General features: G+C 41.7%; 34 protein-coding genes and 1 riboswitch. Of the genes, 21 read left to right on the top strand and 13 right to left on the bottom strand.

What is annotated here, in order from left to right; translation table 11 throughout:
- The first annotated feature begins 120 nt into the window (after positions 1–120).
- Positions 121–1,947: an oligoendopeptidase F gene (gene pepF, locus FBF75_RS03740; protein WP_285891535.1), complete on the top strand. Its 1,827-nt coding sequence runs from the start codon at positions 121–123 to the stop codon at positions 1,945–1,947.
- Between the two features lie 287 nt (positions 1,948–2,234).
- Here the strand turns inward: pepF and FBF75_RS19620 are convergent, their stop codons facing one another.
- The 5 genes from FBF75_RS19620 to FBF75_RS03715 all read right to left on the bottom strand — a co-directional run bounded on the left by FBF75_RS19620 (position 2,235) and on the right by FBF75_RS03715 (position 5,653).
- The gene (locus tag FBF75_RS19620; RefSeq protein ID WP_167403911.1) at positions 2,235–2,408 is read right to left on the bottom strand and encodes a hypothetical protein; all 174 of its coding nucleotides are present in this window, start codon (positions 2,406–2,408) and stop codon (positions 2,235–2,237) included.
- A gap of 295 nt (positions 2,409–2,703) precedes the next feature.
- Positions 2,704–3,615 (bottom strand): ClpXP adapter SpxH family protein, encoded by a 912-nt coding sequence (locus FBF75_RS03730; RefSeq protein WP_007499002.1) that lies wholly within the window; start codon positions 3,613–3,615, stop codon positions 2,704–2,706.
- Positions 3,612–4,010 carry a globin domain-containing protein gene (locus FBF75_RS03725; protein ID WP_007499001.1) on the bottom strand — a complete coding sequence of 133 codons (399 nt, stop codon included), beginning with the start codon at positions 4,008–4,010 and terminating at the stop codon, positions 3,612–3,614. Before FBF75_RS03725 ends, FBF75_RS03730 begins: the two co-directional genes overlap by 4 nt.
- A 277-nt stretch (positions 4,011–4,287) precedes the next feature.
- Positions 4,288–5,052 (bottom strand): lytic transglycosylase domain-containing protein, encoded by a 765-nt coding sequence (locus FBF75_RS03720; RefSeq protein WP_008348461.1) that lies wholly within the window; start codon positions 5,050–5,052, stop codon positions 4,288–4,290.
- 25 nt (positions 5,053–5,077) lie between these two features.
- On the bottom strand, positions 5,078–5,653 hold the full coding sequence (locus tag FBF75_RS03715) for a CYTH domain-containing protein (RefSeq protein ID WP_050827158.1): 576 nt from the start codon (positions 5,651–5,653) through the stop codon (positions 5,078–5,080).
- Between the two features lie 217 nt (positions 5,654–5,870).
- On the opposite strand from FBF75_RS03715, the gene FBF75_RS03710 reads away from it, so the two are divergent.
- The 4 genes from FBF75_RS03710 (at position 5,871) to FBF75_RS03695 (ending at position 8,676) form a co-directional block, all read left to right on the top strand.
- Positions 5,871–6,236 carry a UPF0738 family protein gene (locus FBF75_RS03710; protein ID WP_008348459.1) on the top strand — a complete coding sequence of 122 codons (366 nt, stop codon included), beginning with the start codon at positions 5,871–5,873 and terminating at the stop codon, positions 6,234–6,236.
- 33 nt (positions 6,237–6,269) lie between these two features.
- Positions 6,270–6,899 (top strand): GTP diphosphokinase, encoded by a 630-nt coding sequence (yjbM, locus tag FBF75_RS03705; RefSeq protein WP_008348457.1) that lies wholly within the window; start codon positions 6,270–6,272, stop codon positions 6,897–6,899.
- A 65-nt stretch (positions 6,900–6,964) separates the two neighbouring features.
- Positions 6,965–7,765, top strand: coding sequence for an NAD kinase (locus tag FBF75_RS03700; RefSeq protein ID WP_008355343.1), 801 nt, complete (start codon positions 6,965–6,967; stop codon positions 7,763–7,765).
- Positions 7,766–7,782: 17 nt separating this feature from the next.
- Complete coding sequence (locus tag FBF75_RS03695) at positions 7,783–8,676, top strand: RluA family pseudouridine synthase (RefSeq protein WP_057079819.1); 894 nt, start codon at positions 7,783–7,785, stop codon at positions 8,674–8,676.
- Positions 8,677–8,716: 40 nt separating this feature from the next.
- Here FBF75_RS03695 and prpE read toward each other — a convergent pair whose 3' ends face one another.
- On the bottom strand, positions 8,717–9,460 hold the full coding sequence (gene prpE / locus FBF75_RS03690; RefSeq protein WP_017359667.1) for a bis(5'-nucleosyl)-tetraphosphatase PrpE: 744 nt from the start codon (positions 9,458–9,460) through the stop codon (positions 8,717–8,719).
- A gap of 160 nt (positions 9,461–9,620) precedes the next feature.
- On the opposite strand from prpE, the gene FBF75_RS03685 reads away from it, so the two are divergent.
- From FBF75_RS03685 to FBF75_RS03640, 10 genes are all read left to right on the top strand, one after another.
- Entirely contained in the window at positions 9,621–11,468 is a 1,848-nt protein-coding gene (locus tag FBF75_RS03685; RefSeq protein WP_046527497.1) for a monovalent cation:proton antiporter family protein, read from the top strand.
- 53 nt (positions 11,469–11,521) lie between these two features.
- A riboswitch (TPP riboswitch) is annotated at positions 11,522–11,631 on the top strand.
- Positions 11,632–11,709: 78 nt separating this feature from the next.
- On the top strand, positions 11,710–12,420 hold the full coding sequence (gene tenA / locus FBF75_RS03680; RefSeq protein WP_017367022.1) for a thiaminase II: 711 nt from the start codon (positions 11,710–11,712) through the stop codon (positions 12,418–12,420).
- Complete coding sequence (gene tenI, locus FBF75_RS03675) at positions 12,395–13,012, top strand: thiazole tautomerase TenI (RefSeq protein WP_035392414.1); 618 nt, start codon at positions 12,395–12,397, stop codon at positions 13,010–13,012. Before tenA ends, tenI begins: the two co-directional genes overlap by 26 nt.
- Positions 12,996–14,108, top strand: a complete 1,113-nt coding sequence (gene thiO / locus FBF75_RS03670) for a glycine oxidase ThiO (protein WP_136944445.1) — start codon at positions 12,996–12,998, stop codon at positions 14,106–14,108. Before tenI ends, thiO begins: the two co-directional genes overlap by 17 nt.
- On the top strand, positions 14,105–14,308 hold the full coding sequence (gene thiS, locus FBF75_RS03665; protein WP_017367025.1) for a sulfur carrier protein ThiS: 204 nt from the start codon (positions 14,105–14,107) through the stop codon (positions 14,306–14,308). The genes thiO and thiS overlap by 4 nt, the downstream gene beginning before the upstream one ends.
- Before the next feature lie 4 nt (positions 14,309–14,312).
- A complete protein-coding gene (locus FBF75_RS03660) occupies positions 14,313–15,080 on the top strand; it encodes a thiazole synthase (RefSeq protein ID WP_074042098.1) in 768 nt (255 codons plus the stop codon).
- Positions 15,077–16,090 carry a thiazole biosynthesis adenylyltransferase ThiF gene (locus FBF75_RS03655; RefSeq protein ID WP_074042097.1) on the top strand — a complete coding sequence of 338 codons (1,014 nt, stop codon included), beginning with the start codon at positions 15,077–15,079 and terminating at the stop codon, positions 16,088–16,090. Before FBF75_RS03660 ends, FBF75_RS03655 begins: the two co-directional genes overlap by 4 nt.
- 17 nt (positions 16,091–16,107) lie before the next feature.
- The gene (gene thiD, locus FBF75_RS03650; protein ID WP_136944444.1) at positions 16,108–16,914 is read left to right on the top strand and encodes a bifunctional hydroxymethylpyrimidine kinase/phosphomethylpyrimidine kinase; all 807 of its coding nucleotides are present in this window, start codon (positions 16,108–16,110) and stop codon (positions 16,912–16,914) included.
- 149 nt (positions 16,915–17,063) lie between these two features.
- Positions 17,064–17,840: an enoyl-ACP reductase FabI gene (fabI, locus tag FBF75_RS03645; protein WP_003211867.1), complete on the top strand. Its 777-nt coding sequence runs from the start codon at positions 17,064–17,066 to the stop codon at positions 17,838–17,840.
- A gap of 113 nt (positions 17,841–17,953) precedes the next feature.
- Positions 17,954–18,529 (top strand): CotO family spore coat protein, encoded by a 576-nt coding sequence (locus FBF75_RS03640; RefSeq protein ID WP_079919100.1) that lies wholly within the window; start codon positions 17,954–17,956, stop codon positions 18,527–18,529.
- A 37-nt stretch (positions 18,530–18,566) separates the two neighbouring features.
- Here FBF75_RS03640 and FBF75_RS03635 read toward each other — a convergent pair whose 3' ends face one another.
- The 5 genes from FBF75_RS03635 to FBF75_RS03615 form a co-directional block, all read right to left on the bottom strand.
- The gene (locus FBF75_RS03635; protein WP_008348434.1) at positions 18,567–19,010 is read right to left on the bottom strand and encodes a CotY/CotZ family spore coat protein; all 444 of its coding nucleotides are present in this window, start codon (positions 19,008–19,010) and stop codon (positions 18,567–18,569) included.
- A 212-nt stretch (positions 19,011–19,222) separates the two neighbouring features.
- On the bottom strand, positions 19,223–19,714 hold the full coding sequence (locus tag FBF75_RS03630) for a CotY/CotZ family spore coat protein (RefSeq protein WP_008348432.1): 492 nt from the start codon (positions 19,712–19,714) through the stop codon (positions 19,223–19,225).
- 147 nt (positions 19,715–19,861) lie between these two features.
- On the bottom strand, positions 19,862–20,347 hold the full coding sequence (locus FBF75_RS03625; RefSeq protein WP_008348431.1) for a spore coat protein: 486 nt from the start codon (positions 20,345–20,347) through the stop codon (positions 19,862–19,864).
- 88 nt (positions 20,348–20,435) lie between these two features.
- Positions 20,436–20,771, bottom strand: coding sequence for a hypothetical protein (locus FBF75_RS03620; RefSeq protein WP_008355377.1), 336 nt, complete (start codon positions 20,769–20,771; stop codon positions 20,436–20,438).
- Positions 20,772–20,815: 44 nt separating this feature from the next.
- Entirely contained in the window at positions 20,816–21,202 is a 387-nt protein-coding gene (locus FBF75_RS03615; RefSeq protein WP_007498962.1) for a spore coat protein, read from the bottom strand.
- A 177-nt stretch (positions 21,203–21,379) separates the two neighbouring features.
- Here FBF75_RS03615 and FBF75_RS03610 point away from each other — a divergent pair, with 177 nt between their 5' ends.
- The 5 genes from FBF75_RS03610 (at position 21,380) to spoVIF (ending at position 22,851) form a co-directional block, all read left to right on the top strand.
- Positions 21,380–21,730 carry a DUF1360 domain-containing protein gene (locus FBF75_RS03610; RefSeq protein ID WP_019743061.1) on the top strand — a complete coding sequence of 117 codons (351 nt, stop codon included), beginning with the start codon at positions 21,380–21,382 and terminating at the stop codon, positions 21,728–21,730.
- 71 nt (positions 21,731–21,801) lie between these two features.
- Positions 21,802–21,930, top strand: a complete 129-nt coding sequence (locus FBF75_RS19915; RefSeq protein ID WP_265786067.1) for a hypothetical protein — start codon at positions 21,802–21,804, stop codon at positions 21,928–21,930.
- Positions 21,931–22,013: 83 nt separating this feature from the next.
- On the top strand, positions 22,014–22,235 hold the full coding sequence (locus FBF75_RS03605) for a hypothetical protein (protein ID WP_008348420.1): 222 nt from the start codon (positions 22,014–22,016) through the stop codon (positions 22,233–22,235).
- Positions 22,236–22,319: 84 nt separating this feature from the next.
- Positions 22,320–22,457, top strand: coding sequence for a YjcZ family sporulation protein (locus FBF75_RS03600; RefSeq protein WP_008348419.1), 138 nt, complete (start codon positions 22,320–22,322; stop codon positions 22,455–22,457).
- A 136-nt stretch (positions 22,458–22,593) separates the two neighbouring features.
- The gene (gene spoVIF, locus FBF75_RS03595; RefSeq protein ID WP_008348417.1) at positions 22,594–22,851 is read left to right on the top strand and encodes a sporulation-specific transcription regulator SpoVIF; all 258 of its coding nucleotides are present in this window, start codon (positions 22,594–22,596) and stop codon (positions 22,849–22,851) included.
- 16 nt (positions 22,852–22,867) lie between these two features.
- Here spoVIF and FBF75_RS03590 read toward each other — a convergent pair whose 3' ends face one another.
- A complete protein-coding gene (locus FBF75_RS03590) occupies positions 22,868–25,177 on the bottom strand; it encodes an ATP-dependent helicase (RefSeq protein ID WP_136944443.1) in 2,310 nt (769 codons plus the stop codon).
- A 126-nt stretch (positions 25,178–25,303) separates the two neighbouring features.
- Between FBF75_RS03590 and FBF75_RS03585 the strand changes: the two genes are divergently transcribed.
- Complete coding sequence (locus tag FBF75_RS03585; protein WP_008348414.1) at positions 25,304–25,561, top strand: hypothetical protein; 258 nt, start codon at positions 25,304–25,306, stop codon at positions 25,559–25,561.
- An 83-nt stretch (positions 25,562–25,644) separates the two neighbouring features.
- Here the strand turns inward: FBF75_RS03585 and FBF75_RS03580 are convergent, their stop codons facing one another.
- Complete coding sequence (locus tag FBF75_RS03580; protein ID WP_008348412.1) at positions 25,645–26,079, bottom strand: GNAT family N-acetyltransferase; 435 nt, start codon at positions 26,077–26,079, stop codon at positions 25,645–25,647.
- Positions 26,080–26,085 lie beyond the last annotated feature (6 nt).

Below are 26,085 nucleotides of genomic sequence, written 5' to 3'. Positions count from 1 at the left end.
GTATTTATTTCTGCATATGATTTGACAAACATAGTTCAAAACAAAGAAGATAAATACAACACCAATTTCTTTCACTTTCCGAAAGGTTGGTTCAACACAACTCATGCAAGGGGGATTCATATGACTTCACAAAATAACAACAATCATTTACCAGACAGAAGCGAAGTAAAAGAAGAAAACAAATGGCGCCTTGAAGATATTTTTGAAAGTGTCGATTCTTGGAATAAGGAATTCGAAGCTGTAAAAAAAGAAATTCCGAAGCTCGCCCAATTTAAAGGCAAGCTGGCCCATTCTGCTGATGTCTTGTATGAAGCCCTAACATTTCAGGATCAACTTTCTGAAAAGCTTGGCAAGCTTTATACATATGCGCATATGAAATATGATGAAGATACAACAAATTCATCATTTCAGGCTTTAAATGATAAAGCATCCAATTTATTTACACAGCTGTCTAGTACATCTGCCTATATTGTTCCGGAGATTTTATCTATTCAAGAAGATAAGCTGCAGCAATTTATTTTGGAAAAAGAAGAATTAAAACTTTATTCTCACGCTCTCGAAGAAATTAACAAAGAGCGTCCGCATATTTTAAGTGAGGAGCAAGAAGCTTTATTAGCTGAAGCCTCTGAACCTTTATCAACATCATCCACTACGTTTAGTATGTTTAATAATGCAGATATTTCGTTCCCTTCTGTTAAGGATGAAAATGGAGAAGAAAAGAAAATTACTCATGGCAACTTCATTACTTTTTTAAACAGTGATGATCGTGAAGTGAGAAAGAATGCTTTTAAAGCCGTTTATAAAACGTATGATCAATATAAGAATACTTTGGCGTCTACACTCAGCGGCTCGATTAAAAAGGATAATTTTTATGCGAAAGTACGTCAATACAAATCGGCAAGAGAAGCAGCGCTATCACGCAACAGTATTCCTGAAGAAGTGTATGACAATCTAATTGATACAGTTCATCAATATTTACCCTTATTACACCGCTACATTGAATTGCGTAAAAAGGTATTAAAGCTTGATGAAGTGCACAATTATGACTTGTATACACCATTAGTAAAAGATGCTGGCATGAAGCTGACCTATGACCAAGCAAAGGATTATATGCTGAAAGGGTTAGCGCCATTAGGAGAAGAATATGTTTCGGTATTAAAAGAGGGACTCGAAAATCGCTGGGTAGACGTTTATGAGAATAAAGGGAAACGAAGCGGCGCGTATTCTTCTGGAAGCTATGGTACGAATCCTTATATCTTAATGAACTGGCAAAATAATATTGATAATTTATTTACGCTGGCTCATGAATTTGGTCACTCTGTTCATAGCTACTATACAAGAAAGCATCAGCCATATCCGTACGGAAACTACAGCATTTTTGTAGCGGAAGTAGCTTCTACAACAAACGAAGCATTACTAGGTGAATACTTACTCAATCATTTAGAGGACAAAAAGCAGCGCTTGTATGTGCTCAATCACTTGTTAGAAGGATTTAGAGGGACGGTATTCAGACAAACGATGTTTGCAGAGTTCGAGCACCTGATTCATGTGAAAGCGCAAGAAGGGGAGGCATTAACGCCAGAGTTTATGACGAACCTGTATTACGACCTGAATAAGAAGTATTTTGGCGACGGTATGGTTGTGGATAAGGAAATCGGATTAGAATGGACCCGAATTCCGCATTTCTATTACAACTATTATGTGTATCAATATGCGACAGGCTATAGTGCGGCTCAGGCATTAAGTAAACAAATTTTAGAAGAAGGGAAACCTGCAGTGGAGCGCTATACAGACTTCCTTAAAGCAGGAAGCTCTGACTATCCAATTAACGTGCTGAAAAAAGCTGGTGTAGATATGGCATCAAAAGAACCAATTGAGGCAGCATGTCAATTGTTTGAAGAAAAATTAAAGGAAATGGAAGAGCTCATCTCAAAGACTGGTGAGTAACGAGAAGACTTCTGTCAGATGTGTGAGTGGAAACTCACCTTTTGGCAGGAGTTTTTTCTTGAAATAAAAAGACCAGATTGTTGACAAGGGGCTAAAATGAACTTGATTTTAGCCCTTTGACTTCTTTTTAGCGTGATAGAAAACCTTTGCAGGCTAGGAAGGCCGAGTTACTTGCGCGGAGCGAATTTGACATTCGTGAGCACTAGCACGCAGGACTGACACCGAATGCGAGGGTTTGCCTACACGCTAGACCTCGTCTATATGAACGAGGTTTGTACATTCAATGATTACGCTTTAAAACCTTTGAAGGTTTTTCGGTAATTCATTCGATAGAGTGTAAAGAGAATGGAAGCGAATAGGAGTGGAGATGTCAGGTAAAGAGGCAGCATCTTCATTAAGCCTAATATATTTAAACAGAAACATAAGCCAATGGCAACAAGTCCAATGGTTGTGCTGCGCATGCAGATCCCCCCATTTTTTTGTTACTTTCACTATATGAAAGTGACAGTCCTCTTATGTTTTGTGACAAAAATATGAACATATAGTATATCGGTTGTCATAAGTCGACAAAATTTGATATACTACAGATGTGAAATTAATCACATACAAACATTACCCCTTTGTTTGACCGTGAAAAATTTCTCCCATCCCCTTTGTTGTCGTTAAGACATAGTGAAACCGCGCTTATCCCGGCGCGGTTTCTTCGTACTTACAAATAGAACAAGTGTTCTTTTGGGGGTAAAAAAAAAACATGGGTCAGCACCCATGTTCATTCTCACAGCGGTAGACATCAAGATCTGAATGATTGTCTCCTTCTGTATAACGCCAAAACATTTCCTGATGTACTTGTACACGTTCTACCTTTTTAGCAAATGCGAGTTTTTTCATCTCGCGTTCAACTTCTTCAAGGGTCAGGTCATATACAACGGCAATTTCTTTTGCTGATGCAAATTGAAAGTAAGCGATAAACCATTCAATTGGCGGTCGTTCTGAAGGTGTTGGTTTTTCGCCAATCATTTCAAAGAGAATTTCCTCGTAAATATCATAAGAATATGCACCTGAAATCTTTAATCCTTCTTCACCATTTATCGTATTAAAAAAGGCGAAAGTGGGAAGCTCAGATACATCCATTTCAGCTGCGATTTTCATATCACATTGGAGCGCTTTGACAGCACTTTGAGAATGGATATCTCGCTGGAACTCTTCAATGTCCAGTCCAGCCGTTTTTGCATTTTCTAGCAAGACTTGTTCACTGGTGACGTCCTGCTGATGGCAAAAAAGCGATTCTTGAATGAGTCGTAAAAATTTCATTCCGCATTTTCTGCCCTGAAGTTCAGCTGCTTTTAATGCAAGAGAGGCGAGATAAGGTGATGTCACAATTTGTTCAGACAGCATTTGTTCTTTTTTGGTCTGAGTTTTCGTGGCAAATTTCCCCCACGCTTCGGTTAGTAAATGTTTTTTTCGTTTCCGGTTCAAAGCATTAATACTAGAACTTGTAACCGTTCGTAAAGTGAAGAAACGGCCATATTTCATTTTCAACTTTTTAATTGATGGCTCTAATAACCAGCAGTCCGGGCTGAGAGGATCAATGAATACATAGATTTCAATCGGCTTTTGAGGATGTCCGTGACAATGTGAGAAATATTGCTCATGCGGATTGCAGCTCAAGATCGTCCGTCCTTTTCAGGTATTTGGTTGACCATGTGACGAGCCGTCAAAGACAGTCGCTCAAATAAAAAGTCACGAATATCGCCGGTTAGTCCTACTTGATCCATTGCATCCTCCATGCATTCAAGCCATGCGTCCGCTCGCTCCTCAGTAATCGGAAAAGGGAGATGTCTCGCCCGTAGCATTGGGTGACCATGCTCCTCAGTATAAAGCGGCGGTCCGCCTAAATATTGAGTTAAGAACTGTTTTTGTTTTCTTGCTGTTTCTTTTAAGTCATCCGGGAAAATAGGATGAAGCAAAGGATGACACTTTACATTTTCATAAAAAGTATCAACAAGTTGCGATAGAAGTTCCTCTCCAACCGCTTCGTAAGGTGCGTTAAACGATTGTACCATGTTGACTACTCCTTTAACTCGTAGCTAATAGGATGGCTCACCCTATTGCGAATTTCATGTATTTCAAAAGTGATATTCAGTTTGTTCTATTTTGTTGTTTCTATTATTGTATACTTATTTTAACAACCTCTACTCAATTCCACAAACAAACCGCTTTGGTCCTTTGGGAAAAGTGAGGGAGACAGGTTCCGTGTTCAATTGACCATATCATAACACATTCAGTCAAAAAAGGGTGAAAAGCGACATACAAAAAACCGAAGAGGTTATTCTCTTCGGTTTAGGCGAAATATTGAGCTGTGATTTTCTTTACATAATTTTGTGTTTCTTTAAATGGAGGAATACCTCCGTACTTATCTACATTCCCTGAGCCTGCGTTATAAGCGGCTAAGGCGAGTGAGACATTTCCATTATATTTTTGAAGCATTTGTTTTAAATACTTCGTTCCGCCTTCAATGTTTTGGGCTGCATCAAAGGCATTGTTCACGCCAAGTGATTTAGCAGTAGACGGCATTAGCTGCATCAGTCCAAGTGCACCTGCATGGCTGACAGCATTCGTGCGATAACCGGATTCTTGCTTGATCACTGCATGGATCAGCTTTTCTGGAACTCCGTGCTTTTGAGCCATTTGTGAGACGATTTGATTAATCTCTTTTGATGAAGAGCCTGAAACAGCTTTTTGAAGGGGCGGTGTGTAGCTGTTATTTAAGACGTTTCCAATACCATTTGCGGTATTCAATTGGCTGTCATTTGCATAAAGAGACTGAGATTGAAGCTGTTCACTGCCCGCTATCGCAGATAAATATGGATTCATGCGTGCATATTGCGTGTTCGGAGACGTTGATGGGTCCGATCCCATGAAAGCAGAAATGGAAAGCGGGAGACGAGATAATTCTGATCCGCCTAAAAAATCTTGCAACAGCGACTGGAATGAAGTCTCAGCGCTTGATTCTTGTCCAGCTGTGAGTTGTGTTTGTCCATTATCAGATTGTAACGTTTTGAGTGCTTGAAGCTGCATAAAGGATTGAAGTTGATTGACGTTCATCATGTTCCTCCTTCAAGGAATTCATCTATTCTTTTGTTTTCATTTTTTCTTCATAAAAACGTACGACTTTGTTTTTCGTGTGTCTTGGTGGGATCTGAAATTGCTGAAGCAATGCTGTGAAAGCAGCTTGTCCAATGTCTAAATCACTCACTTCAAATTCAAGTTCATAGTCCTCTACTGTTAAATATCGGCTGTGATCCAAAACAATTAAGCCTTCTTTGATCATTTTTTCTGCTCTTGACGTTTCCAGTGAACCAAAATACACGATTTGATCCTTTTGAATGTGAAGGTGTACTAACCTGTCTGCCACTTCACCTTCTGGCAGTTGGAAATGTTCAAGACTAGCGGGAGGATCGATCGTTTGGTGGGTTTCCAAAAGGCCGATCTCATGCGGTTCCTTTAATGTGAGGACCCACTGCCCACCTTTTTCTCTCATTCGTAATGCAGCGAATTTGGATTTTATATCAAATTGAGGTGTATCAAAATAATAGTTGGTTTGAGTGAGGAAGTCCTCGTCCTTTAATTGAAAATATTCTTTTAGCTGTTCAAATTCTTCTTTCATTAATAATTGTTTTAGTTCTATCTCAATTTCCTGTGCCATTTTGACATCAACCTTTCATTTAGAGGAAATATGATTATTGTACATGAAAAGCTTCTTTTTTTCTTATTTATTCCTTAAAAAGAGACGTATATAGATGCTAAATGAGGCAAAATGAACAACGAAATGGAGAAATCAAATTTTCTCAAAAAGTTCGGTTTATCAATATTGAACTTGATATGATAAAATAAAGCTGTACTTTGTTGTAAAGGAGATCATGATGCAAAACAGAATTGAAATCACAGAAGCAACTTTAAAAGAAGACAGGCTGATCTTGACGGTCCAGTCAGATGAGCAAATTCAAAAAGCAAAAGCATCAGGACAAATGCTTGTTGATTCTGATCACTTTGCGTTCGTTTACATACTTGAGACTGAGGAGTCTTTTACGTATCTTATTTTAGGAGAACATACATGGGCTCCATTAAAAGAAGCAATGAATCGTGAAATCCCTGTCTATTTGGCGGCGGAAGAGCAAACGCTAGAACTCATTCAACTTCATCAGGAATTAAACTATTTAATCGACAATATTAAAGACAATGCCAATTACGGAGATATGGAAGAGAAAGTGAAGAGCACATTCCTCTGAAATAATTAGGTATTTGGAATTGGGGGAAGTTTCATGGACAAAAAACAATGGGATCAATTCCTCGCACCATATAAGCAAGCAGTCGAAGAATTAAAAGTGAAACTAAAAGGCATCCGAAAACTGTATGAATTTGAGGATGACCATTCACCAGTAGAATTTGTCACTGGCCGAGTGAAACCCGTTGCCAGCATATTGGAAAAGGCAAAGCGTAAAAACATCCCGATGCATGAGATTGAAACGATGCAGGATATTGCAGGGCTTCGCATTATGTGCCAATTTGTAGAAGATATACAAGTCGTCAAGAAAATGCTTCAGTCACGAAAAGATTTCGTGGTTGTAGATAAACGCGACTATATTGCAGAACATAAAGAAAGCGGATACCGCTCGTACCACCTTGTTGTGTTATATCCGCTGCAAACGATCAATGGAGAGAAGCAGCTCCTCGTCGAAATCCAAATCCGTACATTAGCCATGAACTTTTGGGCGACCATCGAGCATTCTCTGAATTATAAATATAGCGGGAATATCCCGGAGAAGGTCAAGCAGCGCCTTCAAAGAGCTTCTGAGGCAGCATCTCTTCTTGATGATGAGATGTCTGAAATCAGAGGGGAAATTCAAGAAGCACAAGTGGCATTTTCCCGGAAAAAGAAAAACGATAGCTGAGCCTAAGCTTGATCAAATATGATGCTGCTCTCTCGTCGCAGCAAGGTGGAAAAGGAGAAGAATTCATGAAATTTGCAGTTTCTTCGAAAGGGAATTCTGTATCTGACACACTTAAAAATAAAATACAGACCTACTTATTGGATTTTGGAATGGAATTAAATGAAGAGGAACCCGATCTCGTCATTACAGTTGGCGGAGACGGAACCCTTTTATACGCTTTTCACCGGTATAGTAACCGTCTAAACGAAACCGCTTTTGTCGGCGTACATACAGGCCATCTTGGTTTTTATGCGGACTGGGTCCCGAGTGAAATTGAAAAGCTTGTGTTAGCCATTGCCAAAACGCCTTATCATATTGTGGAATATCCGATTCTTGAAGTCATCGTCAGGTACAACGATGGCGGCCGGGAAGAAAAATATTTAGCAATGAATGAATGTACAATTAAAAGTATGGAAGGTACACTTGTGGCAGATGTTGAGATTAGGGGTCAGCTTTTTGAAACATTCAGAGGAGATGGTCTTTGTTTGTCTACACCATCTGGTAGTACAGCCTATAATAAGGCACTTGGCGGGGCTATTATTCACCCATCCATTAGGGCGATCCAGCTGGCAGAAATGGCTTCAATCAACAACAGAGTGTTTAGAACGGTCGGTTCGCCGCTCATTTTGCCGGACCACCATACGTGTGTGATCAAACCGATTAATGACGTGGATTTTCAGGTGACGATAGATCATTTGTCGCTGCTGCATAAAGATGTGAAATCCATTCAATGCCGAGTGGCAGACGAGAATGTCCGGTTTGCCCGATTTAGACCATTTCCGTTTTGGAAAAGGGTGCAAGATTCCTTTATCGGCAAAGGAGAATAAGAAAGAGGTTGTTCTCGCTGGAATACTTTAAGATAAACAAAACCATATCAGCCAAAGAAGAAGGCAGGCTGCTGAAGGACTACTTAATCGATCTTGGCATTTCAAAACGAATGCTGACAGATATTAAATTTGACGGCGGTGACCTTCTGATTAATGGAGAGCATGTGACCGTGAGATATGAGCTGCGCGAGGGAGACAGGCTCACCATTTTATTTCCCGAGGAAAAAGTGAGTGAAGGGCTAAAACCTGCGGCCATTCCGCTTGATATTTTATTTGAGGACGAGCACGTGCTTGTGCTGAATAAAAAGCCATATATCCCATCGATTCCTTCTCGAGAGCACCCTGAGCATAGTATTGCAAATGGGTTGCTTCACCATTATGCTAAGCAGTCCGTTCGACTGACTGTCCACTTGGTGAACCGTCTTGATCGTGATACTTCTGGTGTCATGTTAGTCGCTAAACATCGCTTTGCACACAGCCTTTTATCAAAGGCGCAGAAAAAAGGGGAAGTCAAGCGAACGTATAGAGCCATGACACATGGCATGATCACGCAAAAGGAAGGAACAATTAGAGCAAAAATTGCTCGAAAAGGGGACAGCATTATTGAACGAATGGTGGATGAATCTGGTCAGGAAGCCGTAACACATTATACGGTGCTGGCGGTACATACTCATTTAGATATGTCTGATGTGTCCCTCACCCTTGAAACGGGAAGAACACATCAAATTCGTGTTCACATGCAATTCCTTGGTCATCCGCTTGTTGGAGATACGCTATATGGTGGAACAAGCGAGAGAATAGGCAGGCAGGCACTTCATAGTGAAACCCTTGTTTTTCCGCATCCGATAACTGGGGAGTCCATGACCTTTTCGGCTCCTTTGCCGGATGATATGACATTATTGCTTCAGTAAACAAGTAAACCCGGTCACCTGTCAAGGTGGACCGGGTTTTTTATTGCGTGAAATGCTGAAATCTTGAATCATCATATGGCATAGATGAAGGAACAGATACTGTCTCAAGCTCTGGATATCTAAGGGCAGAGAGCTTGTGGCCAAAGACGCAGCCTGTATCAATGTTAACCGTTCTACCGATAAATCTTGGTTCTTTTACGGGTGTATGCCCGTACACAATCCATGGTTTTCCGTGATATTCCTTTGCCCAGTCCTTCCTGACAGGTCGACCGTCTGGCCATGTTTCTCCGGTGACTGCTCCAAATAATAGATAAGACCTCATCTGTTTGTTCGGTTTTTTGCCAATATCCTTTTCCTTCATTGCTGCGTGTGCAATGATCAGTTCATTCGGAATCAGTACATCATAAAGCGGTGCCTTTTCAAATAAATGTTTAAATTCACGTGATAAAATGGTTTGTTCATCATGCGGCAGGTTTTTGATTTCGTTCACCGTTGTTTCAATACCGTGCAGTAATTTTACGGGATTTCCTTTCAAATAGCGATACAGCTTAAAACAATGGTTGCCAGGCACATAGCGGATGGCACCCTTAGAATAGGCGTGTATGACAAATTGCATCACGGCAACTGATCGAGGGCCGCGGTCTGTTAAATCACCAACAAGGGCCAGTGTTCTCTTATCAGGGTGGACAGGTAGTCCGTGTTTGAGTTCGTATCCTAGTTTGTGTATGAGGGTAAGCAGCTCTTCGTAGCAGCCGTGGATATCGCCGATGATATCGAATTTCATAAAGGTTCCTCCTGATTTTTTCATCCATTTATCGGATATAAAAAAGTTTGAATTTTAGAAAATATAACGAATGGCTTTCATTTCATTTGGGCAATTGTTAGAATCAATGCTTTAACGTAAAACTTAAAAATTAAACATGAATGTTAGGAGGCTTTAGCCAATGGAGCATACATCTGTTTCATCACTCGTTGTCGTTATTATTGTAGCCTTTTTCACCCCCATTTTATTGCACCGATTTAAGCTGACCATCCCGGTCGTTGTCGCTGAAATCATCATGGGGCTCATCATTGGAAAAAGCGGTCTTCAACTAGTTGTTGAACACGACGCATGGCTAGATACGTTATCCATGCTAGGTTTTATTTTTCTTATGTTTTTAAGTGGACTTGAAATAGATTTTTCTTCTTTTGAATCAAAGAAGAAAGCGCGAGAACTGCCAAATGGTTTAAAAGAACCGAATACATTTAAAACAGCGACCATTATTTTTGTTGGCGTATTTTGTATGTCCTTTATCCTGTCTTATGCGTTTGTTCTTGCAGGGTTTATTCAAAATGCCTTTTTAATGACGCTTATTATTTCCACCATCTCATTGGGTGTGGTAGTTCCTACCTTAAAAGAGGAAAAGTTGATGCAAACGAATATTGGTCAAATCATTTTGCTTGTAGCCGTTATTGCTGATTTGGTGACAATGATTTTACTTGCTGTGTTTTCCTCCATTTATGGCGATGGAACAGGGAACATGTGGTTGCTCTTATTATTATTTGCGGCAGGTATTCTTCTTTATTTATTTGGCCGGGTATTTAAGACAAAGTCCATTTTTCAGTCCATGTCAAAAGGAACGGTGCAAATTGGGACAAGAGCCATCTTTACTCTCATTATAGTCTTAGTTGCCTTATCTGAATCACTCGGTGCTGAAAATATTCTGGGGGCTTTTTTAGCAGGTGTGCTTGTGTCTCTTCTTTCGCCTAATAAAGAACTCGTACAACAGCTGGACTCATTTGGCTATGGATTTTTAATTCCGATCTTTTTTGTGATGGTCGGTGTGGACCTGAATATATGGTCACTCTTTAAAGATCCAACCATCATGATCATGATTCCGCTGCTGTTTATTGCATTATTGCTTAGTAAACTCGTTCCGATTCTTTATTTAAAAAAATGGTATGACATGAAAAAAGTCATCGGTTCGGGTTTTTTATTAACCTCGACGTTATCCCTTGTCATTGCTGCTGCAACGATTGGTGAGCGGCTTGGCGTCATTGATCATAAAATGTCAGGAGCCCTTATTCTAGTCGCTGTGCTCACGAGTATTTTAACGCCTGTTTGGTTTAAGGCGTTATTTAAACAAGAACGTGAAACCAATCATAAAAAGCGTGTGACGTTTATTGGAGCGAATCAGCTGACGTTACCTGTGACGCTTGATTTGCATCAGGATGAATATGACATCCGTATTTTACACGTCTTTCAGGAAAATAAAGAAGCCTTGCTTGCTGACTCCATCTTTGAAGTTGAAGCGATTGAACAATATGACGATGATACGCTAAGGCAGGCTGGCATTGGGCAAGAGGATGTGCTCGTTGTGGCTACAGGCAGTGAAACGAAAAATAAGGAAATTGCTTTATTTGCAAAAGAAGAAGGGTCTAAACAAGTCATTGCAAGTGTTAACAAAGCGGAAGCCGAGCTGACATTAAAGGAAGCAGGGATCGATACCTTTTCTAACTTCTTATCATCTAAAACGGTGCTGAGGGCATTGATTGAAGCACCTGATGCGATTCGCTTGTTAACAAATGAGGATTCTTCTTTGTATCAAATTCAAATGAACAATCATCGGTATCATAATGTCATGCTGAGGGAATTTCCTTTTACCGGCGATTTGGTGTTTGTCCGTATTTTTAGAGGAATTGACAGCTTAGTACCGCATGGGGATACGACGCTTAGAAGCGGTGACCGCGTGCTTGTGTCTGGCTCCCGGGAGTATGTTGCAGGACTTAGAGCCCAATTAGAGTTGCAATGAACCCTTGACCGATGAACAAATCCTGATTAAGATAGAGGTACAACAATATATGTTTGATCCACTAGGGGAGTCCTTTAAAAGGGCTGAGATAAAAGTGTAGACTTTTAGACCCTCATTACCTGAACAGGTTCATACCTGCGTAGGGAAGTGGTGCGGTGTTTGACTATGCTTTTTACAAATTCCAAACCACTTTCCACGCGGAAAGTGGTTTTTTTATATGGAAAAACAGGAGGAGAGGAACATGACATTTTCGAACGAATGTAAAGAAGCAGCAGCTAGATGGTGGAATGGGAGCTTTACACACCCTTTTGTAAAAGGGATTGGTGATGGCACACTTTCACTCGATCGTTTCACTTATTATGTGATGCAGGATTCGTACTATTTAACTCATTTTGCAAAAGTACAGTCATATGGAGCCGCCATTAGTGAGGACTTACATACGACAGGCAGAATGGCATATCATGCGCAGGGTACGTATGAAGCAGAGCTATCACTGCATAGAAAGTTCACAGAACTGCTCCAGATCTCTGATGAAGCGCTGGCAAACTTTAAACCTTCTCCAACTGCTTATGCATATACCTCGCATATGTACCGATCTGTGAAAAGCGGTCGTTTTGAAGAAATTTTAGCCGCATTATTGCCGTGCTACTGGCTTTATTATGAGGTAGGAGAAAAACTGAAACAAACAACACCTGACCATCCGATTTATCAAGAATGGATTTTGACATATGGTGGGGATTGGTTTAAAGAGCTTGTTTTTGAACAGGTGAACCGTTTTGATGAACTTGCAGAAAAAGCGCCAGAACATGTGCGGGCTAATATGAAAGAAAATTTCGTGATTTCAAGCTATTACGAATACCATTTCTGGGAGATGGCGTATGAAAAAGAAATGTGGCAGACAGCATGCTTAGATGGGGTTGGTGCAAATGGAACTCCATGCAGTGACAAATGATACGCTTCCTGTCAGGGAGCTCATCAAGCAAATAAAAGACATTGCGTCTGAAGTAGACTTTATTCATATTCGTGAACGATCGAAGGCAGCAGGTGAGCTGGTTCACCTCGTGAAACAACTACTAGCAGAAGGTGTTCCGAAAGAAAAGCTGATTATAAATGACCGAGTTGACGTTGCGCTGCTGACCAATATTCACCGGGTTCATCTTCCAGGACACAGCTTTTCGCCAAAGGAATTAAGACAAAAATTTCCTCACCTCCATGCGGGGGTATCGGTTCATTCGATAGAAGAAGCCAAAGCAGCAGAGAAGAACGGGGCAGAGTATGTCATGTTTGGGCATGTGTATGATACCGCATGCAAACCCGGACTTCAGGCGAGAGGCATAAAGATTGTGGAAGACATGACTTCTTCGCTGTCCATTCCAGTCGTTGTCATTGGTGGAATCACACCAGAACGATTGCCAGAATTGATGCATGTTGATTTAAAGGGAATAGCCGTCATGTCGGGGATTTTTGCTCATCCTCAGCCGCGCAAAATGGCGCAAATATTTTCTAAAAAGCGAAAGGAGAATCCTTATGAACAAGCATTATGATGTTGCAATCATTGGTGGTGGAATCATAGGGATGTCGATCGCTTATCACCTTGCAAAAGCAGGAAAGCAGATTGTCTTATTTGAGGCAAATGAGATCGGGAAGCAAACGACGAGTGCGGCTGCTGGCATGCTGGGTGCACATGCTGAAGGAGAAGGTGATGAGGATATTTTCTTTCAAGTAGGCAGACAAAGTCAGGTTTTATATGAAAAATTAACGGTCGACCTTCAGCGTGAATCGGGCATTGATATTCGGATATCAGTGGGCGGGATTATGAAGGTGGCTTTTACAGAACAAGAAAAGCGAGCGCTTTGCCGGATGCAGCATTTGCCCACATTTGAATGGCTTGAAGCAAGCAGCGTAAAAGAACGTATGCCTCAAATAGCAGATGACATCGTAGGAGCAGGCTTGATAGCAGATGATGTACATGTCGAGCCATATGCGGTATGCAGGGCTTTTTGGCAGGCGGCTGTTCGGCATGGAGCGGATGTGAAGGAGTTTACCCCCGTTATCGATGTGAAGAGGGGAAAAGAAACTTTGACAGTCAGTACAGCTAAAGGCATCTTCACATGTGATCATCTGACTGTAGCAAGTGGTGTATGGTCAGGCCGTTTTTTAGAAGAACTGGGGTTATCACATTCTCTCTATCCTGTAAAAGGAGAATGCGTGTCTGTTTGGAATAACGGTCCAGCGCTTGCACACACCATCTATCATGATCATTGTTATATCGTTCAAAGGGATAGCGGTAAGCTAGTGATTGGTGCAACGATGAAACCGAATGACTGGCAGGCCGTTCCGACACTTGGCGGTATTGAAGCAGTTATTCACAAAGCATCTCAGCTCATGCCTTCTATTCGAGAGATGCCGATTGATCAATGTTGGGCAGGTCTTCGGCCAGCGACAAGCGACCGGCACCCCTATATCGGAAAACATCCGGAAGACGAGCGTATTCTTTTTGCAACGGGACATTACCGAAATGGCATTTTACTTGCGCCAATTACGGGGGAAATCATTCGCGGCTTGATAGTAGGCGAGTCTGTTCACAAGGAATGGCTTCATGCGTTTCGTATTGGGCGAAAGGAGGCATTGTTCGTATGAAAATTCAATTGAATGGAAGAATGGTTGATTTCGATAAGGAAAATGGCACGATTTTTGATCTGCTGTCAGCCTATCAACTTGAAAACCGAGTGGTGATCGTTGAAAAAAATCAAGAAATTATAGATAAAGAAGCCTTTCAACAGGTAAAAATTCAACCAAATGACACGATTGAAATCGTTCACTTTGTAGGAGGAGGATGACACCATGCTGCGCATTGGCGGAAAAACATTTACATCAAGACTATTACTAGGGACAGGAAAGTATCCATCATTTGAAGTTCAAAAAGAGGCGGTCAACGTATCAGAAGCTGAAATTTTGACCTTTGCTGTGCGAAGAATGGACATATTTGAACCATCACAGCCCAATTTTTTAGAGCAGCTCGATTTATCAGCCTATACATTGCTGCCAAATACTGCCGGGGCAAGTACAGCGGAAGAAGCGGTGCGGATTGCCCGTTTAGCGAAAGCTTCTGGACTGTGTGACATGATCAAAGTAGAAGTCATTGGCTGCTCAAGGTCTCTTCTGCCAGATCCAGTCGAAACGTTAAAAGCATCTGAAATGCTATTAGAAGAAGGTTTTATCGTGTTGCCATATACGTCAGATGATGTGGTGCTAGCAAGGAAATTAGAAGAACTTGGTGTTCATGCCATTATGCCAGGTGCTTCTCCAATCGGTTCAGGTCAAGGGCTTTTAAACCCTCTGAATCTATCGTTTATTATCGAACAGGCAAATGTGCCAGTTATTATTGATGCGGGTGTAGGTTCTCCGAAGGATGCTGCTTATGCGATGGAATTGGGCGCTGATGCTGTATTACTGAATACAGCCGTGTCTGGCGCAAAGGACCCTGTGAAAATGGCTAAAGCGATGAAGCTGGCGATTGAATCTGGAAGACTCGGTTTCGAGGCAGGCCGTATTCCACTCAAAAACTATGGAACAGCCAGCAGTCCGCAGGAAGGAATGCCAGCATTTTGAGCACACGTTATTCACGCCAAGAGCTTTTTAGGCCGATTGGAACAGAAGGACAAAAACGGCTACATGCCTCAAAGGCCGTCATTATTGGGGCTGGGGCACTTGGAACATCGAGTGCTGAAATGCTTGTCCGTGCCGGCGTAGGATCTGTCACCATTTTGGATAGAGATTATATTGAATGGAGCAACCTGCAGCGTCAGCAGCTATACACAGAACAAGATGTTCTTGATCGGTTGCCAAAGGCTGTGGCTGCTGAGAAAAGACTCAAGCAGGTGAACAGTGACGTTCATGTGAGAGGAATCGTCATTGACGTGAACGCTCAAAATATTGATGAGTACGTCAGCGGGGCATCCATCATCGTGGATGCAGCGGATAATTTTGAGGTGAGAATGATTGCGAACGATGCGGCCGTCAAACATCAAATTCCGTTCCTTTATGGAGCCTGTGTAGCAAGCTATGGTATTCAATTCACAGTGATTCCTGGTGAAACACCATGTTTACACTGCCTGCTTGAGCATTTACCGCCACAAGGCATGACATGTGATACAGCAGGAATTATTAGTCCAGTAGTGCAGCAGGTTGCGGCCTATCAAGTGGCGGATGCACTGAAGCTTTTAACAGGACACCACATCACGCCGGTATTAAGATCGTTTGATTTATGGACAAACGAGCGATCTGATATTCGATCCGTTACGTCTTTAAAAAAGAAACAATGTCCAAGCTGCGGTCTTAAGACATATCCATTTCTCTCATATGATCAAAGAGCAAAAGCAGATGTATTATGTGGACGAAATACTGTACAAATTCGCAGTGCACTAGGGGCACCCCCGGCGCTTCATGAAGTAGCACGTCAGCTAAAGAAAGCAGGAATGGATGTGCTGGAAAATCCTTATTTGCTTTCGTGTCAGAAGGATGAGTACAAGCTTGTTTTATTCAAAGATGGCAGAGCGCTTGTACATGGGACAAATGATATTGCGAAAGCGAGAACGATTTATCATCAATGGATTGGCTAATGAGAGGGTGAGATGACATGACGATTAAAAAAGCATTATCCATCGCAGGTACTGATTCTGGTGGTGGAGCAGGTATTCAAGCAGACTTGAAAACCTTTCAGGAGCTTGGTGTGTACGGAATGTCCGCCATTACGGCCATTACAGCGCAAAACACACTTGGTGTTCACGGTATTTATCCACTGTCTATCGAGGCGCTCGAAAGTCAAATTGATGCAGTAGCAGAAGACTTGTTGCCAGATGCCGCTAAAACAGGAATGCTGTGGAGTGCCGACATGATCAGTGTTGTTGCTGAAAAGACGAAGCAATATGACTTGAAACTAATTGTCGATCCAGTCATGATTGCCAAAGGCGGCGCTTCTTTATTAAATGAAGATGCGGTCTCTGCTATGAAAACACAGTTACTACCTGTCAGTTATGCAGTCACACCGAATCTCCCTGAGGCAGAAGTGCTGACAGGCATGCGCATTCAGACAAAAGACGATCGCCATAGAGCAGCAGAACGACTTTATGAGCTTGGCACGTCCTATGTTGTGATTAAAGGAGGTCATAGTCCTTCAGGCGGCCTCATTACAGACCTTTTGTACGATGGAAAAAGCTTTTTTGAACTCAGTAATGAACATATTGATACACCACATACACACGGAACAGGCTGTACATTTGCAGCGGCATTAACGGCAGAAATAGCAAAAGGTCGTTCCATGAAGGAAGCCTTTGAAACGGCAGAAACCTTTGTCCATGAGGCGATCAAATTTCCTCTGAATATTGGCGCTGGGCACGGACCGACTAACCACTTTGCTTATCAGCAAAACAGAGTCAAAGCATAAAAAGAAGACTGTCTTCACTTGTGAGGACGGTCTTTTTTCTGAAATAAAAACTTTCTTTCAGCGGAAATTGTCAATATCTCATGATATGTGATAAGATTATGATCAGGTACTAATACTATGTCTTGAAAAAATAGGAGGCTTTAATACATATGAACTTTTCTTTAGAAGGCCGTAATATTGTGGTGATGGGTGTTGCCAATAAACGAAGCATCGCTTGGGGGATCGCTCGTTCACTTCACGAAGCAGGAGCTCGTTTGATTTTTACTTATGTTGGAGATCGTCTGGCAGAATCAGTGAAAGAGCTAGCAAGCACGCTAGAGCGTGATGATTCCATTATTCTTCCTTGTGATGTGACAAGTGATGAAGAAATCGAAAAATGTTTTGCAACGATTAAAGAAAAAGTACAAGTCATCCATGGTGTTGCACATGCGATTGCATTTGCGAACAAAGAAGAGCTTGTCGGTGAATATTTGAACACGAACCGTGAAGGTTTCCTTTTAGCGCACAACATTAGTGCCTATTCACTAACAGCTGTAGCAAAAGCAGCACGTCCGCTCATGACAGAAGGCGGAAGCATTGTCACACTTACTTACCTAGGCGGAGAGCGCGTTGTCTCTAACTACAATGTCATGGGTGTAGCAAAAGCAGCCCTTGAAGCAAGTGTGAAATACTTAGCAGCTGATCTTGGAGCGGAAGGCATCCGTGTGAACAGCATTTCTGCTGGGCCAATTCGTACGTTATCTGCAAAAGGAATCAGCGGCTTTAATACGATCCTGAAGGATATTGAAGAGCGTGCACCGCTTCGCCGTACAACGACTCCTGAAGAAGTTGGCGATACAGCACTATTCTTATTCAGTGATTTATCCCGCGGCATGACAGGTGAGAATCTTCATGTTGATTCTGGCTTCCATATCATTGCCCGCTAAACGAATAATTGATTTGCAGCATACCAATCACTGGTATGCTGTTTTTTATTTTTCTTCTGATTTGGGGTGTCCTCTCATATATATAAGGAATGAATCATTCGGGAGGGATCAGTATGTCAAATAAAGGTGATGAGAATCAAAAGCCGCTTATGTATATTGTTCAGCCGAGCTATGATGAATCAGCGCCGGCCATGCAAAATATTGTGAGAAAGCGAAAGAAGTCAGAAAAACCTTCAGAAACCAAAAAAAGCGCCAAAGAGGATGCCATTGAAGAGAGCGTGCAAGAACCTATATCACAGGAAGTAAAGCAGAAAAAAGAAGAGCCGCCTGCGCTACAGCAAGAGCAGGAGATCAATCAAGAAAAAGATGATTCACAAAATCGAGAGCCAGTACAAGAACAAGAAAAACAACCAGAAGGCGTATTTCATGAAACAAAAGAAGAACCAAGAAGAAAACGAGTGAAGAAGCCGTTAAGCCAAATGAATATCGAGGAGAAAGTCGATTTTCTTACAAGTCTGCCGCATAATATGCCGAGAGCGCTTTGCCTCATTGAAGCCGATGGAAAAACATACAGAGGAATCATCATGGAGAGAAAAGACAATATGGTGGTCATCCGCACGGCAGGCGGCGGTAATCCAGTGGAATTAGCAATTGGTGATATTTCTTCTATTCATCCACTTGGTTTTTAATGAACATAAAAAAAGTCCCATAACGGGACTTTTTTTGTTAGCAGCTACGGTTGATGAGTCTTGGATTTAAGCACTCGATTGCGCAGAAGCAGTCAAGGTCTACTTCAATGCAATATTTTGATTTTTCTAAACGGAACACATCACATACGGAATCTTTATCTGTAAAATCTAAAATATGACGATCTTTGTCAAATGCAATAAGCAAGCTGAGTGTTGCGCAGTGATCAGAGATGTGTTCGACTCTGAAAAATGCAGTGCTGAAGCAAGGGCCAGCATCTACTTCTCCGACGTTTCCGAATGCGACGAATGGTTTTGATTTTGAGGTAAATAGAACAAACGGGACAGTGTCACCTAATGAATGTGATGGAGAAAGGAGATTGCTGTAACAGCTGGTCGGGCAATCCTCTTCGACGGCATTTTGTAAGTCGTTTATGTTTTCAACAGCCTCTGCTACACAGTTCCATGAATGTTTGCGGCTCATATTCAACCCTCCTATACAAGGAAATTTGTTTGAGTGTTTGAGCACTGTCATCATCATCTATAAGCTTTATTACGTGTCTCGCCGGTTGATGCATCTAATGTCAATCAATGCGGAAGCGGCCGCCTTTTGCTGACTGCTCCGCATGATTGGTTGTCATTCGTGAGGAAGGGGATGCTTTGACTTATGACAAGATAGATGAGCGGGCGATTGGTTTAGCCGTGGTGATGATGCTTTTTATCTTTTGTTGGCATGACTCTGTCGACTAGTTCTGGATTTAAACATTGGATCGCGCAGAAACAGTTCAAATCAACTTCGATACAAAAGTCCGCTTTTTCTAAACCAAAGAAGTCAGGATCGCAAGGGTGACAAACGCTTAGCGTATGTCCGTGTACATCAACAGGTCTTAATACAGATAATGTGGCACAGCAGTCATGCAATTTTTCAACCCGGAAGAAAATGGATTCGAAGCATTGGCAATCGTCAACAAATCCTCCAATGTTTCCGAAAGTAGAGAACAATCCGCCCTTTTTATCAAAAAGTAAAAACGGAATCGTATCTTTTCCAGAAACTGTCGGGCTTAATAAATTACTGTAGCAGCTCGTAGGACATTTATCTTCTACAGCTTCCTGCTCTGCTAAAATCTTATCAACCGCATCGCATACACAGTTTTCATCATGTCGGCCATGGTGTTTTCCGCAGCTCATGGATTTCAGCTCCTTTAACAAGGTATTTGACTTTAGTCCTTAACAACATATGTATGCGCCCTCTAGTTGGTGTGGGTAAATGACTATTTATCTTTGTTGTATTTTTAGAAAAAGGAAAAGCAGAGCTTTTCGCTCTGCTTTTGTACATTAGAGGATACCAATTGCAACGATCGTCGCAACAAGTGTCTGTGTAAGCGTTTGGATGGCAATAGAGATGTCCGCATCGATTGTAGAGACTGTAACGTTTCTAGAGTTTTCGATAACAAGTTTCTGGCGATTTGTTTGTTTGTGGCTAGCTGCTTGTAAGAGATCTTGCGTGACGCGGTCAGCTAGGTCACCATCAGCGATTGAGATGTTTGTAATGGTGATGATCGCTGTTTGAACAGCTGCTTGGATAGATGCTGCAACCTGTGCATCAACAGAAGAAACGTTAATGTCACAAGAATCTCTAACGATAATGACTTCCTCAGATGTCTGCTTTGTGACACTCACTTGATCAAAGTCTTGTAAAACATCTTCATCATCATAATAGTGGCCGTCACAAACTGCTTTTCTTTCGTAGTTATGATGGTAATCGCCGTGGTGTGTACAGTTACGATCTAGAGCGACCCAAGAGTATGGTTTAGAATCCATTTCTTTTCCTCCTTCCGTTTACTTTATTAAATGCTGGAATGATTGGTTTTGTCTCGGGCATTTATCCTAGCAGGCAACCCATTTTTATTTAATCGTTATTTTGCTGCGCTTGACGGCGCTGCTGGATACGATCTCGAAGTGAATTTCGTTTAGGGCGCACTTGTGGTTCAGGCTCGACCTCTTCTGCATGTTTTGCTGCCTCTGCCTGACGCTTTTTCTCCTGCTGCTGCTGTACGAAATCATCTGCTTTCTTTTGTAAATCCTGAACCAGCTTCAAAATCATCCTTCTTTGATCTTCTGAAAGGTTTGCTTTCTGATCATCTGTGACATTATTTTTGTTTAAAATATCACTCACAAGAAGGCTTGTTAATGGATCAACATCAGTGTTGATTTGAAACTCCTTTTTTTCGTTCTCTTCAGCCACGATTATTTCACCTCTTTCATACATGATGTTAGAAAAAGAAAGGGTCAAAGAATGCCGGCTTCAACTAAAAGTACATTCAGTGTTTGAGTGAGAATTTGGACGGAGTTCATAATGGATGCATCAGATAATGTAATCGTGACGTTATAACAATTGATGATTTGAATCACTGTTTTCTTTTGAACTGTCACTTGTTGTGCAGCTAAAAGCTGTTCTGTGATGTCTGCAGCCAATTCATCATCTGGTACAAGAATTTGAATTAAAAGAGTAATGATTGTCGTTACGGTCGCTTGAAGGGAGAGTGCGGCTGTTACATCTGTTTTATGAATCGTGACATTTTCGGAATCCTTGATCTCGATGAAATCATCATAATTGCTGATTAATTCGTTTAACAGTTGTGTGTATAATAAATCAGCACTTTCTTCAATAGACAATACTTTCACTCCTTTCTTATCTATACATTATTTAATGCAGCAGAGGCTCAAGGTGGAATCGGAAAGCATGAAAAAGTACAACCCAATTTTATTTACACCCGATTCATCATGGCGGTCTTTCTTTTTGCATATATAAAGAAAGGACGGAAAAAGAAGAATGAAGGAGGTGGAGGTTCCATGAGCGGCGCTTTGTCATTTGCTATATTTGCCCTCGCATCCTTTAGGCTGACGAGATTGATCGTGTTTGATACGATTACAGCCCCCTTTCGCCGTCTATTTCATGAAGAGCAAGAAGAGGTAAACGAACAAGGTGAAGTCGAGACCTATATCGTCATTAAGGGGAAGGGACTGCGATCTTGGATAGGAGAGCTGTTAAGCTGTTATTGGTGTACGGGTATGTGGTGCACTGCTGCTTTACTTGCGATATACATATTTTTTCCTGTCATCAGCATGTGGCTTAATTTACTATTAGCGATTGCCGCCGCAGCAGGCTTGATTGAAGCAGTCGTGTCAAAGCTTGTGAAATAAACAGGCATTCTGATCAGACACGCTTAAAGAAAATGCATATACTAACATGGAATAGGAAAGGAAGGGTTGCGATGAAACAAACTGAAACACCGTCACATATGCTTCAAGGGTATCCAGCGCAGTCAAATCAACAATCTGTATATACGAAGAAAATCAAGAAGACTGGCTGCGGCTGCGGGAAGAAAAAGAAACCTCAATAGGGAAAAACAAAAGCCGGATTTATCCGGTTTTTTGTTGCCCTTTTTTTGGGTGATGCATATGTAAGAGAGAAGGGGTGACCAGAATGGATGCATTCGAACAATTAATCGGTTCCTTGTTCACTAAACCCCATGATGGGAAAGAGCAAGCGCACGAAAAAGCTGAAATGGATCTAGCGAATAAAGCGAAGGATCTTGAAGAGCACTTAAAAGCATTTGGCGAGAAAATGGATACTTTTGCGAAAGAAACAGAAGCATTCATGATCCGTCATGGAGAGGCAGATTACGTCTTTAAACAGCAGAAATAAAAATTCCGCACTTTTTTATGTGATCGTCCAAACCATTTCATGTATTTTTCATATTTTGTAAGGGAGAAGAGGAGGTGCTTAAATATGAGTTGTTACGGTTACGGTGGCGGTTATTGCGGAGGTTATGGTGGCGGCTACGGCGGCGGTTATGGTTCAACTTTTGTTCTTGTCGTCGTGCTTTTCATCCTTCTAATCATCGTTGGTGCTTCTTTCTTTAACTAAACAGTAAGAAGGTGAGGGAAGCAATAGGGAAGCCTTTTGCTTTCCTTTCTCTTTGCTAACAAGGCAGCAGGATAGGCACATATCTCGCCTATTTTCATATAGTAAGGTGATTACTCCACAAAGAGGAGGCAAAGGAATGGATAATAAGTTCTTTAAAAGTGTGGAAAATAAAACAGGTGTAAATATGAATGATGTCTTTAAGCTTGCAGGTTCTTTGCAAAACGCGAACTTTAAAGATGAGAATACCGTTCGAGGTGTCATTAAAAAAGTGGCGCAGCTTGCAAACAAACGTGTACCTAAAGAAATGGAAGACAAAATCGTTCAATCGATTACAAGTGGAAAAGAAAAGCTTGATTTTAATACAATCGCTAAAATGATGAACAACAAAAAATAAACAACAGGCTCTCCATTTAAAGGGGGGCCTGTTGTTTTTGTGTGAATAATTCACGATTTTTCTTTAAAAGAGGGTACAAAAAGCGGGAGCGGTGAGCCGTTTTTCCTCTTCTATATGATGGAACGGATAGATAAAGGGATTGTTCTGCTCTCGTCATGGCAACGTATAATAAGCGCCGCTCCTCTTCGATGGCTTCTTCATCACCGCTTCTCAGCTCATCAAGTGCAAAGTCATGAGGGAGCGCCCCATCAACCACGCTCGTGATGTACACTGTTTGGAATTCTAGTCCCTTCGCACGGTGGATCGTCATGAGCTGAACGCCTGGTTCATCTGATTTTTCCTTTTCAGCAGATTTCATATGTTCGGCATGAGCGAGGAAGGCTTCAATTGTTTCAAAACGTTTCGCCGCTGTTTTCACATCTCGTACATCATCTGTTCCTTTTTCAAGCACATTCGTATCATTCACACGTTTTTTTAAATAATCACCAAGTCCCATCCTTTGTTCAATCAACGCTACAGCTTCAGATGGCTTTAACGATTTTAACGTTCGAAACAGGGGAACGATCGATTGCAGTTTTTTGCGCTGAAACGGCTGAATGTCTGTTAGCTTTCCAAGTGCCTCTACCATAGAACAATCTTCCGTAATGGTCAGTGCCTTCAGGGTATTCAGTGTTTGCTGCTTTAAAAAGAAAACGGGCAGCAGCAGCTTCATTGCGGCGACATCATCTGCATCCTGACTTAGCGAAAGAAAAGCGAGCAGCACCCGAACAATTCTTCTGCTATAAAAGGCTTTTACGCCAGCATCGGTTTGATACGGAATCGCCGATTGATGAAGACGTTCATAAATCGCACGGCCTCCTGTATTCGTTCTAAACAGCACGCAAAAGTCATTCGGTTTTGCACCGTTTTTAATTTTCTCCTGAATATCTGCTACGATCATGGTCGCTTCCTCTTCCTCGTCATATGGATAAAAAAGAGTCGGCGGAATTTTCTCCACGCGAACGGCTTTTAACGTTTTCTCGTAACGATGCTGGTTCTTCTTAATAATGGCGTCTGCACTTGCGACAATCGTATGATGAGAGCGGTAATTTGCATGTAAATGGACGATCTCGGCCGAAGGATAGTCCTGTTTGAAGTCAAGAATAAAAGCAGGATTGCTTCCTCTAAATGCATAGATGGCTTGATCATCATCGCCTACACAAAATAGCTGCTCGGATTCTCCAGCTAAAAGCTGGATTAATTGATATTGTACGGGATTAATATCTTGAAATTCATCTACTAAAATATACTTGAATCGTTCTTGATATTGTTTGAGCAATTCAGGCTGCTTAGTCAGCATGTGTAAGCAGGCAATCGCCATGTCATCAAAGTCAAATTGTTGATTTTCACGCTTTTGCTGTTCGTATGACTGATAGATTGTCCACATTTGCTTTTCTTTTTCATCTTTCAGCTCAGGAAGTTCGTCTGGCAAAAAAGCATTTTTCCAATAGCCGATTGATTGCAGCACTTGATCGGTTGGATAGTCTTTTTCATCAAGTCCTTCATGCATGATTGCTTTTCGAATATACTGCTCTTTTTGCCAGTCGAATTTAATCAAATGCTGTCCGTTCCATTTGCCCCGATCATCGTGAAGCAGCATTTTATAAAATAGACTGTGGAATGTGCCTGTCACAACTTGGCTCGCCTGTGATGGATGAAGCTGATACTGCATACGCAATCTTTCTTTCATTTCACTGCTTGCTTTTGTGGTGAAGGTCACGAGCAGGATATGGTGAGCAGGGATTTGATGGTGCGACATCAGATAAGCAGCTCTTGCTGTCAGTACCCTTGTTTTACCGCTGCCGGCGCCAGCCAGCACAAGCATCGGACCGTCTTTGTGTGTGACAGCTTGAAGCTGCGGTGCGCTAAAGGTGATGTGTGGAAAGAGGTCAATGGTATGCACTTCTTCATTCTTTTCTAAATGAAAGGTTTCGCCAAATTGAATGGACCGTGGTTCCTGCCAGTCATCCGATTCTTCTGTTTGTGAGATGATCTGTTTGCCGGTTGGAAAGCGAAAGCCGCCAAGTTCTTTGTAGGATGCATGTACCTCTCGTTCAGCCGGTTTCTTTTCCTCTTGTTGTTCTCTTTTTTCGCAAATCTCTTGCTGAGATATTTGCTTATGGATAAAGGCAGGTTCTTCATGTATATTTAATCTAAAAAAGACGGGTTGTCCGCAATATGGGCAAGATAAATGCCCTTTTTTCCCCTCATCATGGAGGAATTGATAGTGTTCTCTCGAATATGTATGTAGTGAGATCGTTCGATCATGTCGTCGTGCGCATTTCAAAGCTAGTCCTCCAATAGTCAATCAATGTTAAAAAGAAACACATCTAATCATATCAAATGAGGCGTGTTTCAAACAGTCATAATTAGGGAATAGTAGAGTAGAAGAGAAGCAAAGGAGGCGTTCTTGATGGGATATATAGCCCCGATTCAGCCGGATCTGTATTTTCAATATATCAATCGTCCTGCTCCTCAGGATAAAGAAGACTATGCGAAAGTGACGAAGGTCACCCGCACCTTTCATGACAAGGTATACAGAGAGCTGGAGAAAAAAGAGGACTTAGTGACAGAAGCGGAAACGAAAGTACAGCAAAAAAAGCGGGAACGCTTTGTACGAGATATGTTTATGGAAGAAGGCAAGGGCGTTCATATCAATACTTACGTCTAAATGACTGCGCTTTCTTCCTGAGCGAACGAGATGGAATCAATAAAAAGCCAGAGCATCCATGATGCCCTGGCTTTTTATTTTCGTTAAACGGATAGTGTTTTTGTCATTTTGACATGTGTAATCCCTGCTTCTTCAAACGGTTCTGAAACGGCTTTGTAGCCTTTTTTTTCGTAGAAGGGAAGAGCTTGGACTTGTGCATGCATGACAGCTTCTTTCGCCCCGTTTGCCATCGCTTCAGACTCAAGTGCTTCTAAAAGCTGGTGGCCAAGACCGAAAGAGCGCGCCTCTTTTAATACACAAATTCGTTCAAGCTTTGCCTTATGACCTTCAATTATGCGCAGTCTAGCAGCAGCTTGTGGTTTGTTGTCATCATTATAAATGACAAAGTGAATGGCTTCGTCCTCAAGTTCATCAATTTCGATCTCTAACGGGACTTCTTGTTCTTTTACGAAAACTTCTTTTCGAACATAATAAGCATCTTCTCGTTGTGTTTGTTCTTTTACGATGACTGTATTCAAATGTCT

This window comes from Bacillus sp. S2(2019), from assembly GCF_005144805.1.
GTDB lineage: Bacteria > Bacillota > Bacilli > Bacillales > Bacillaceae > Bacillus > Bacillus altitudinis.
Note: the sequence above shows the minus strand (reverse complement) of the source record. Positions and strands in the feature narration are given on the sequence as shown.

What these genes read in the sequence shown, in the direction of transcription:
- FBF75_RS03640 (WP_079919100.1), top strand. Translation starts at nt 17,954, where the DNA reads ATGTCAAATAAAGGTGATGAGAATCAAAAGCCGCTTATGTATATTGTT.
- pepF (WP_285891535.1), top strand. Translation starts at nt 121, where the DNA reads ATGACTTCACAAAATAACAACAATCATTTACCAGACAGAAGCGAAGTA.
- FBF75_RS03710 (WP_008348459.1), top strand. Translation starts at nt 5,871, where the DNA reads ATGCAAAACAGAATTGAAATCACAGAAGCAACTTTAAAAGAAGACAGG.
- thiS (WP_017367025.1), top strand. Translation starts at nt 14,105, where the DNA reads ATGAAAATTCAATTGAATGGAAGAATGGTTGATTTCGATAAGGAAAAT.
- FBF75_RS03720 (WP_008348461.1), bottom strand. Translation starts at nt 5,052, where the DNA reads ATGAACGTCAATCAACTTCAATCCTTTATGCAGCTTCAAGCACTCAAA.
- fabI (WP_003211867.1), top strand. Translation starts at nt 17,064, where the DNA reads ATGAACTTTTCTTTAGAAGGCCGTAATATTGTGGTGATGGGTGTTGCC.
- FBF75_RS03605 (WP_008348420.1), top strand. Translation starts at nt 22,014, where the DNA reads ATGGATGCATTCGAACAATTAATCGGTTCCTTGTTCACTAAACCCCAT.
- FBF75_RS19915 (WP_265786067.1), top strand. Translation starts at nt 21,802, where the DNA reads ATGAAACAAACTGAAACACCGTCACATATGCTTCAAGGGTATCCAGCG.
- FBF75_RS03685 (WP_046527497.1), top strand. Translation starts at nt 9,621, where the DNA reads ATGGAGCATACATCTGTTTCATCACTCGTTGTCGTTATTATTGTAGCC.
- tenA (WP_017367022.1), top strand. Translation starts at nt 11,710, where the DNA reads ATGACATTTTCGAACGAATGTAAAGAAGCAGCAGCTAGATGGTGGAAT.
- FBF75_RS03660 (WP_074042098.1), top strand. Translation starts at nt 14,313, where the DNA reads ATGCTGCGCATTGGCGGAAAAACATTTACATCAAGACTATTACTAGGG.
- spoVIF (WP_008348417.1), top strand. Translation starts at nt 22,594, where the DNA reads ATGGATAATAAGTTCTTTAAAAGTGTGGAAAATAAAACAGGTGTAAAT.
- thiO (WP_136944445.1), top strand. Translation starts at nt 12,996, where the DNA reads ATGAACAAGCATTATGATGTTGCAATCATTGGTGGTGGAATCATAGGG.
- yjbM (WP_008348457.1), top strand. Translation starts at nt 6,270, where the DNA reads ATGGACAAAAAACAATGGGATCAATTCCTCGCACCATATAAGCAAGCA.
- FBF75_RS03725 (WP_007499001.1), bottom strand. Translation starts at nt 4,010, where the DNA reads ATGGTACAATCGTTTAACGCACCTTACGAAGCGGTTGGAGAGGAACTT.
- thiD (WP_136944444.1), top strand. Translation starts at nt 16,108, where the DNA reads ATGACGATTAAAAAAGCATTATCCATCGCAGGTACTGATTCTGGTGGT.
- FBF75_RS03630 (WP_008348432.1), bottom strand. Translation starts at nt 19,714, where the DNA reads ATGAGCTGCGGAAAACACCATGGCCGACATGATGAAAACTGTGTATGC.
- FBF75_RS03635 (WP_008348434.1), bottom strand. Translation starts at nt 19,010, where the DNA reads ATGAGCCGCAAACATTCATGGAACTGTGTAGCAGAGGCTGTTGAAAAC.
- FBF75_RS03610 (WP_019743061.1), top strand. Translation starts at nt 21,380, where the DNA reads ATGAGCGGCGCTTTGTCATTTGCTATATTTGCCCTCGCATCCTTTAGG.
- FBF75_RS03585 (WP_008348414.1), top strand. Translation starts at nt 25,304, where the DNA reads ATGGGATATATAGCCCCGATTCAGCCGGATCTGTATTTTCAATATATC.
- FBF75_RS03700 (WP_008355343.1), top strand. Translation starts at nt 6,965, where the DNA reads ATGAAATTTGCAGTTTCTTCGAAAGGGAATTCTGTATCTGACACACTT.
- FBF75_RS03625 (WP_008348431.1), bottom strand. Translation starts at nt 20,347, where the DNA reads ATGGATTCTAAACCATACTCTTGGGTCGCTCTAGATCGTAACTGTACA.
- FBF75_RS03600 (WP_008348419.1), top strand. Translation starts at nt 22,320, where the DNA reads ATGAGTTGTTACGGTTACGGTGGCGGTTATTGCGGAGGTTATGGTGGC.
- FBF75_RS03715 (WP_050827158.1), bottom strand. Translation starts at nt 5,653, where the DNA reads ATGGCACAGGAAATTGAGATAGAACTAAAACAATTATTAATGAAAGAA.
- FBF75_RS19620 (WP_167403911.1), bottom strand. Translation starts at nt 2,408, where the DNA reads ATGCGCAGCACAACCATTGGACTTGTTGCCATTGGCTTATGTTTCTGT.
- tenI (WP_035392414.1), top strand. Translation starts at nt 12,395, where the DNA reads ATGGAACTCCATGCAGTGACAAATGATACGCTTCCTGTCAGGGAGCTC.
- prpE (WP_017359667.1), bottom strand. Translation starts at nt 9,460, where the DNA reads ATGAAATTCGATATCATCGGCGATATCCACGGCTGCTACGAAGAGCTG.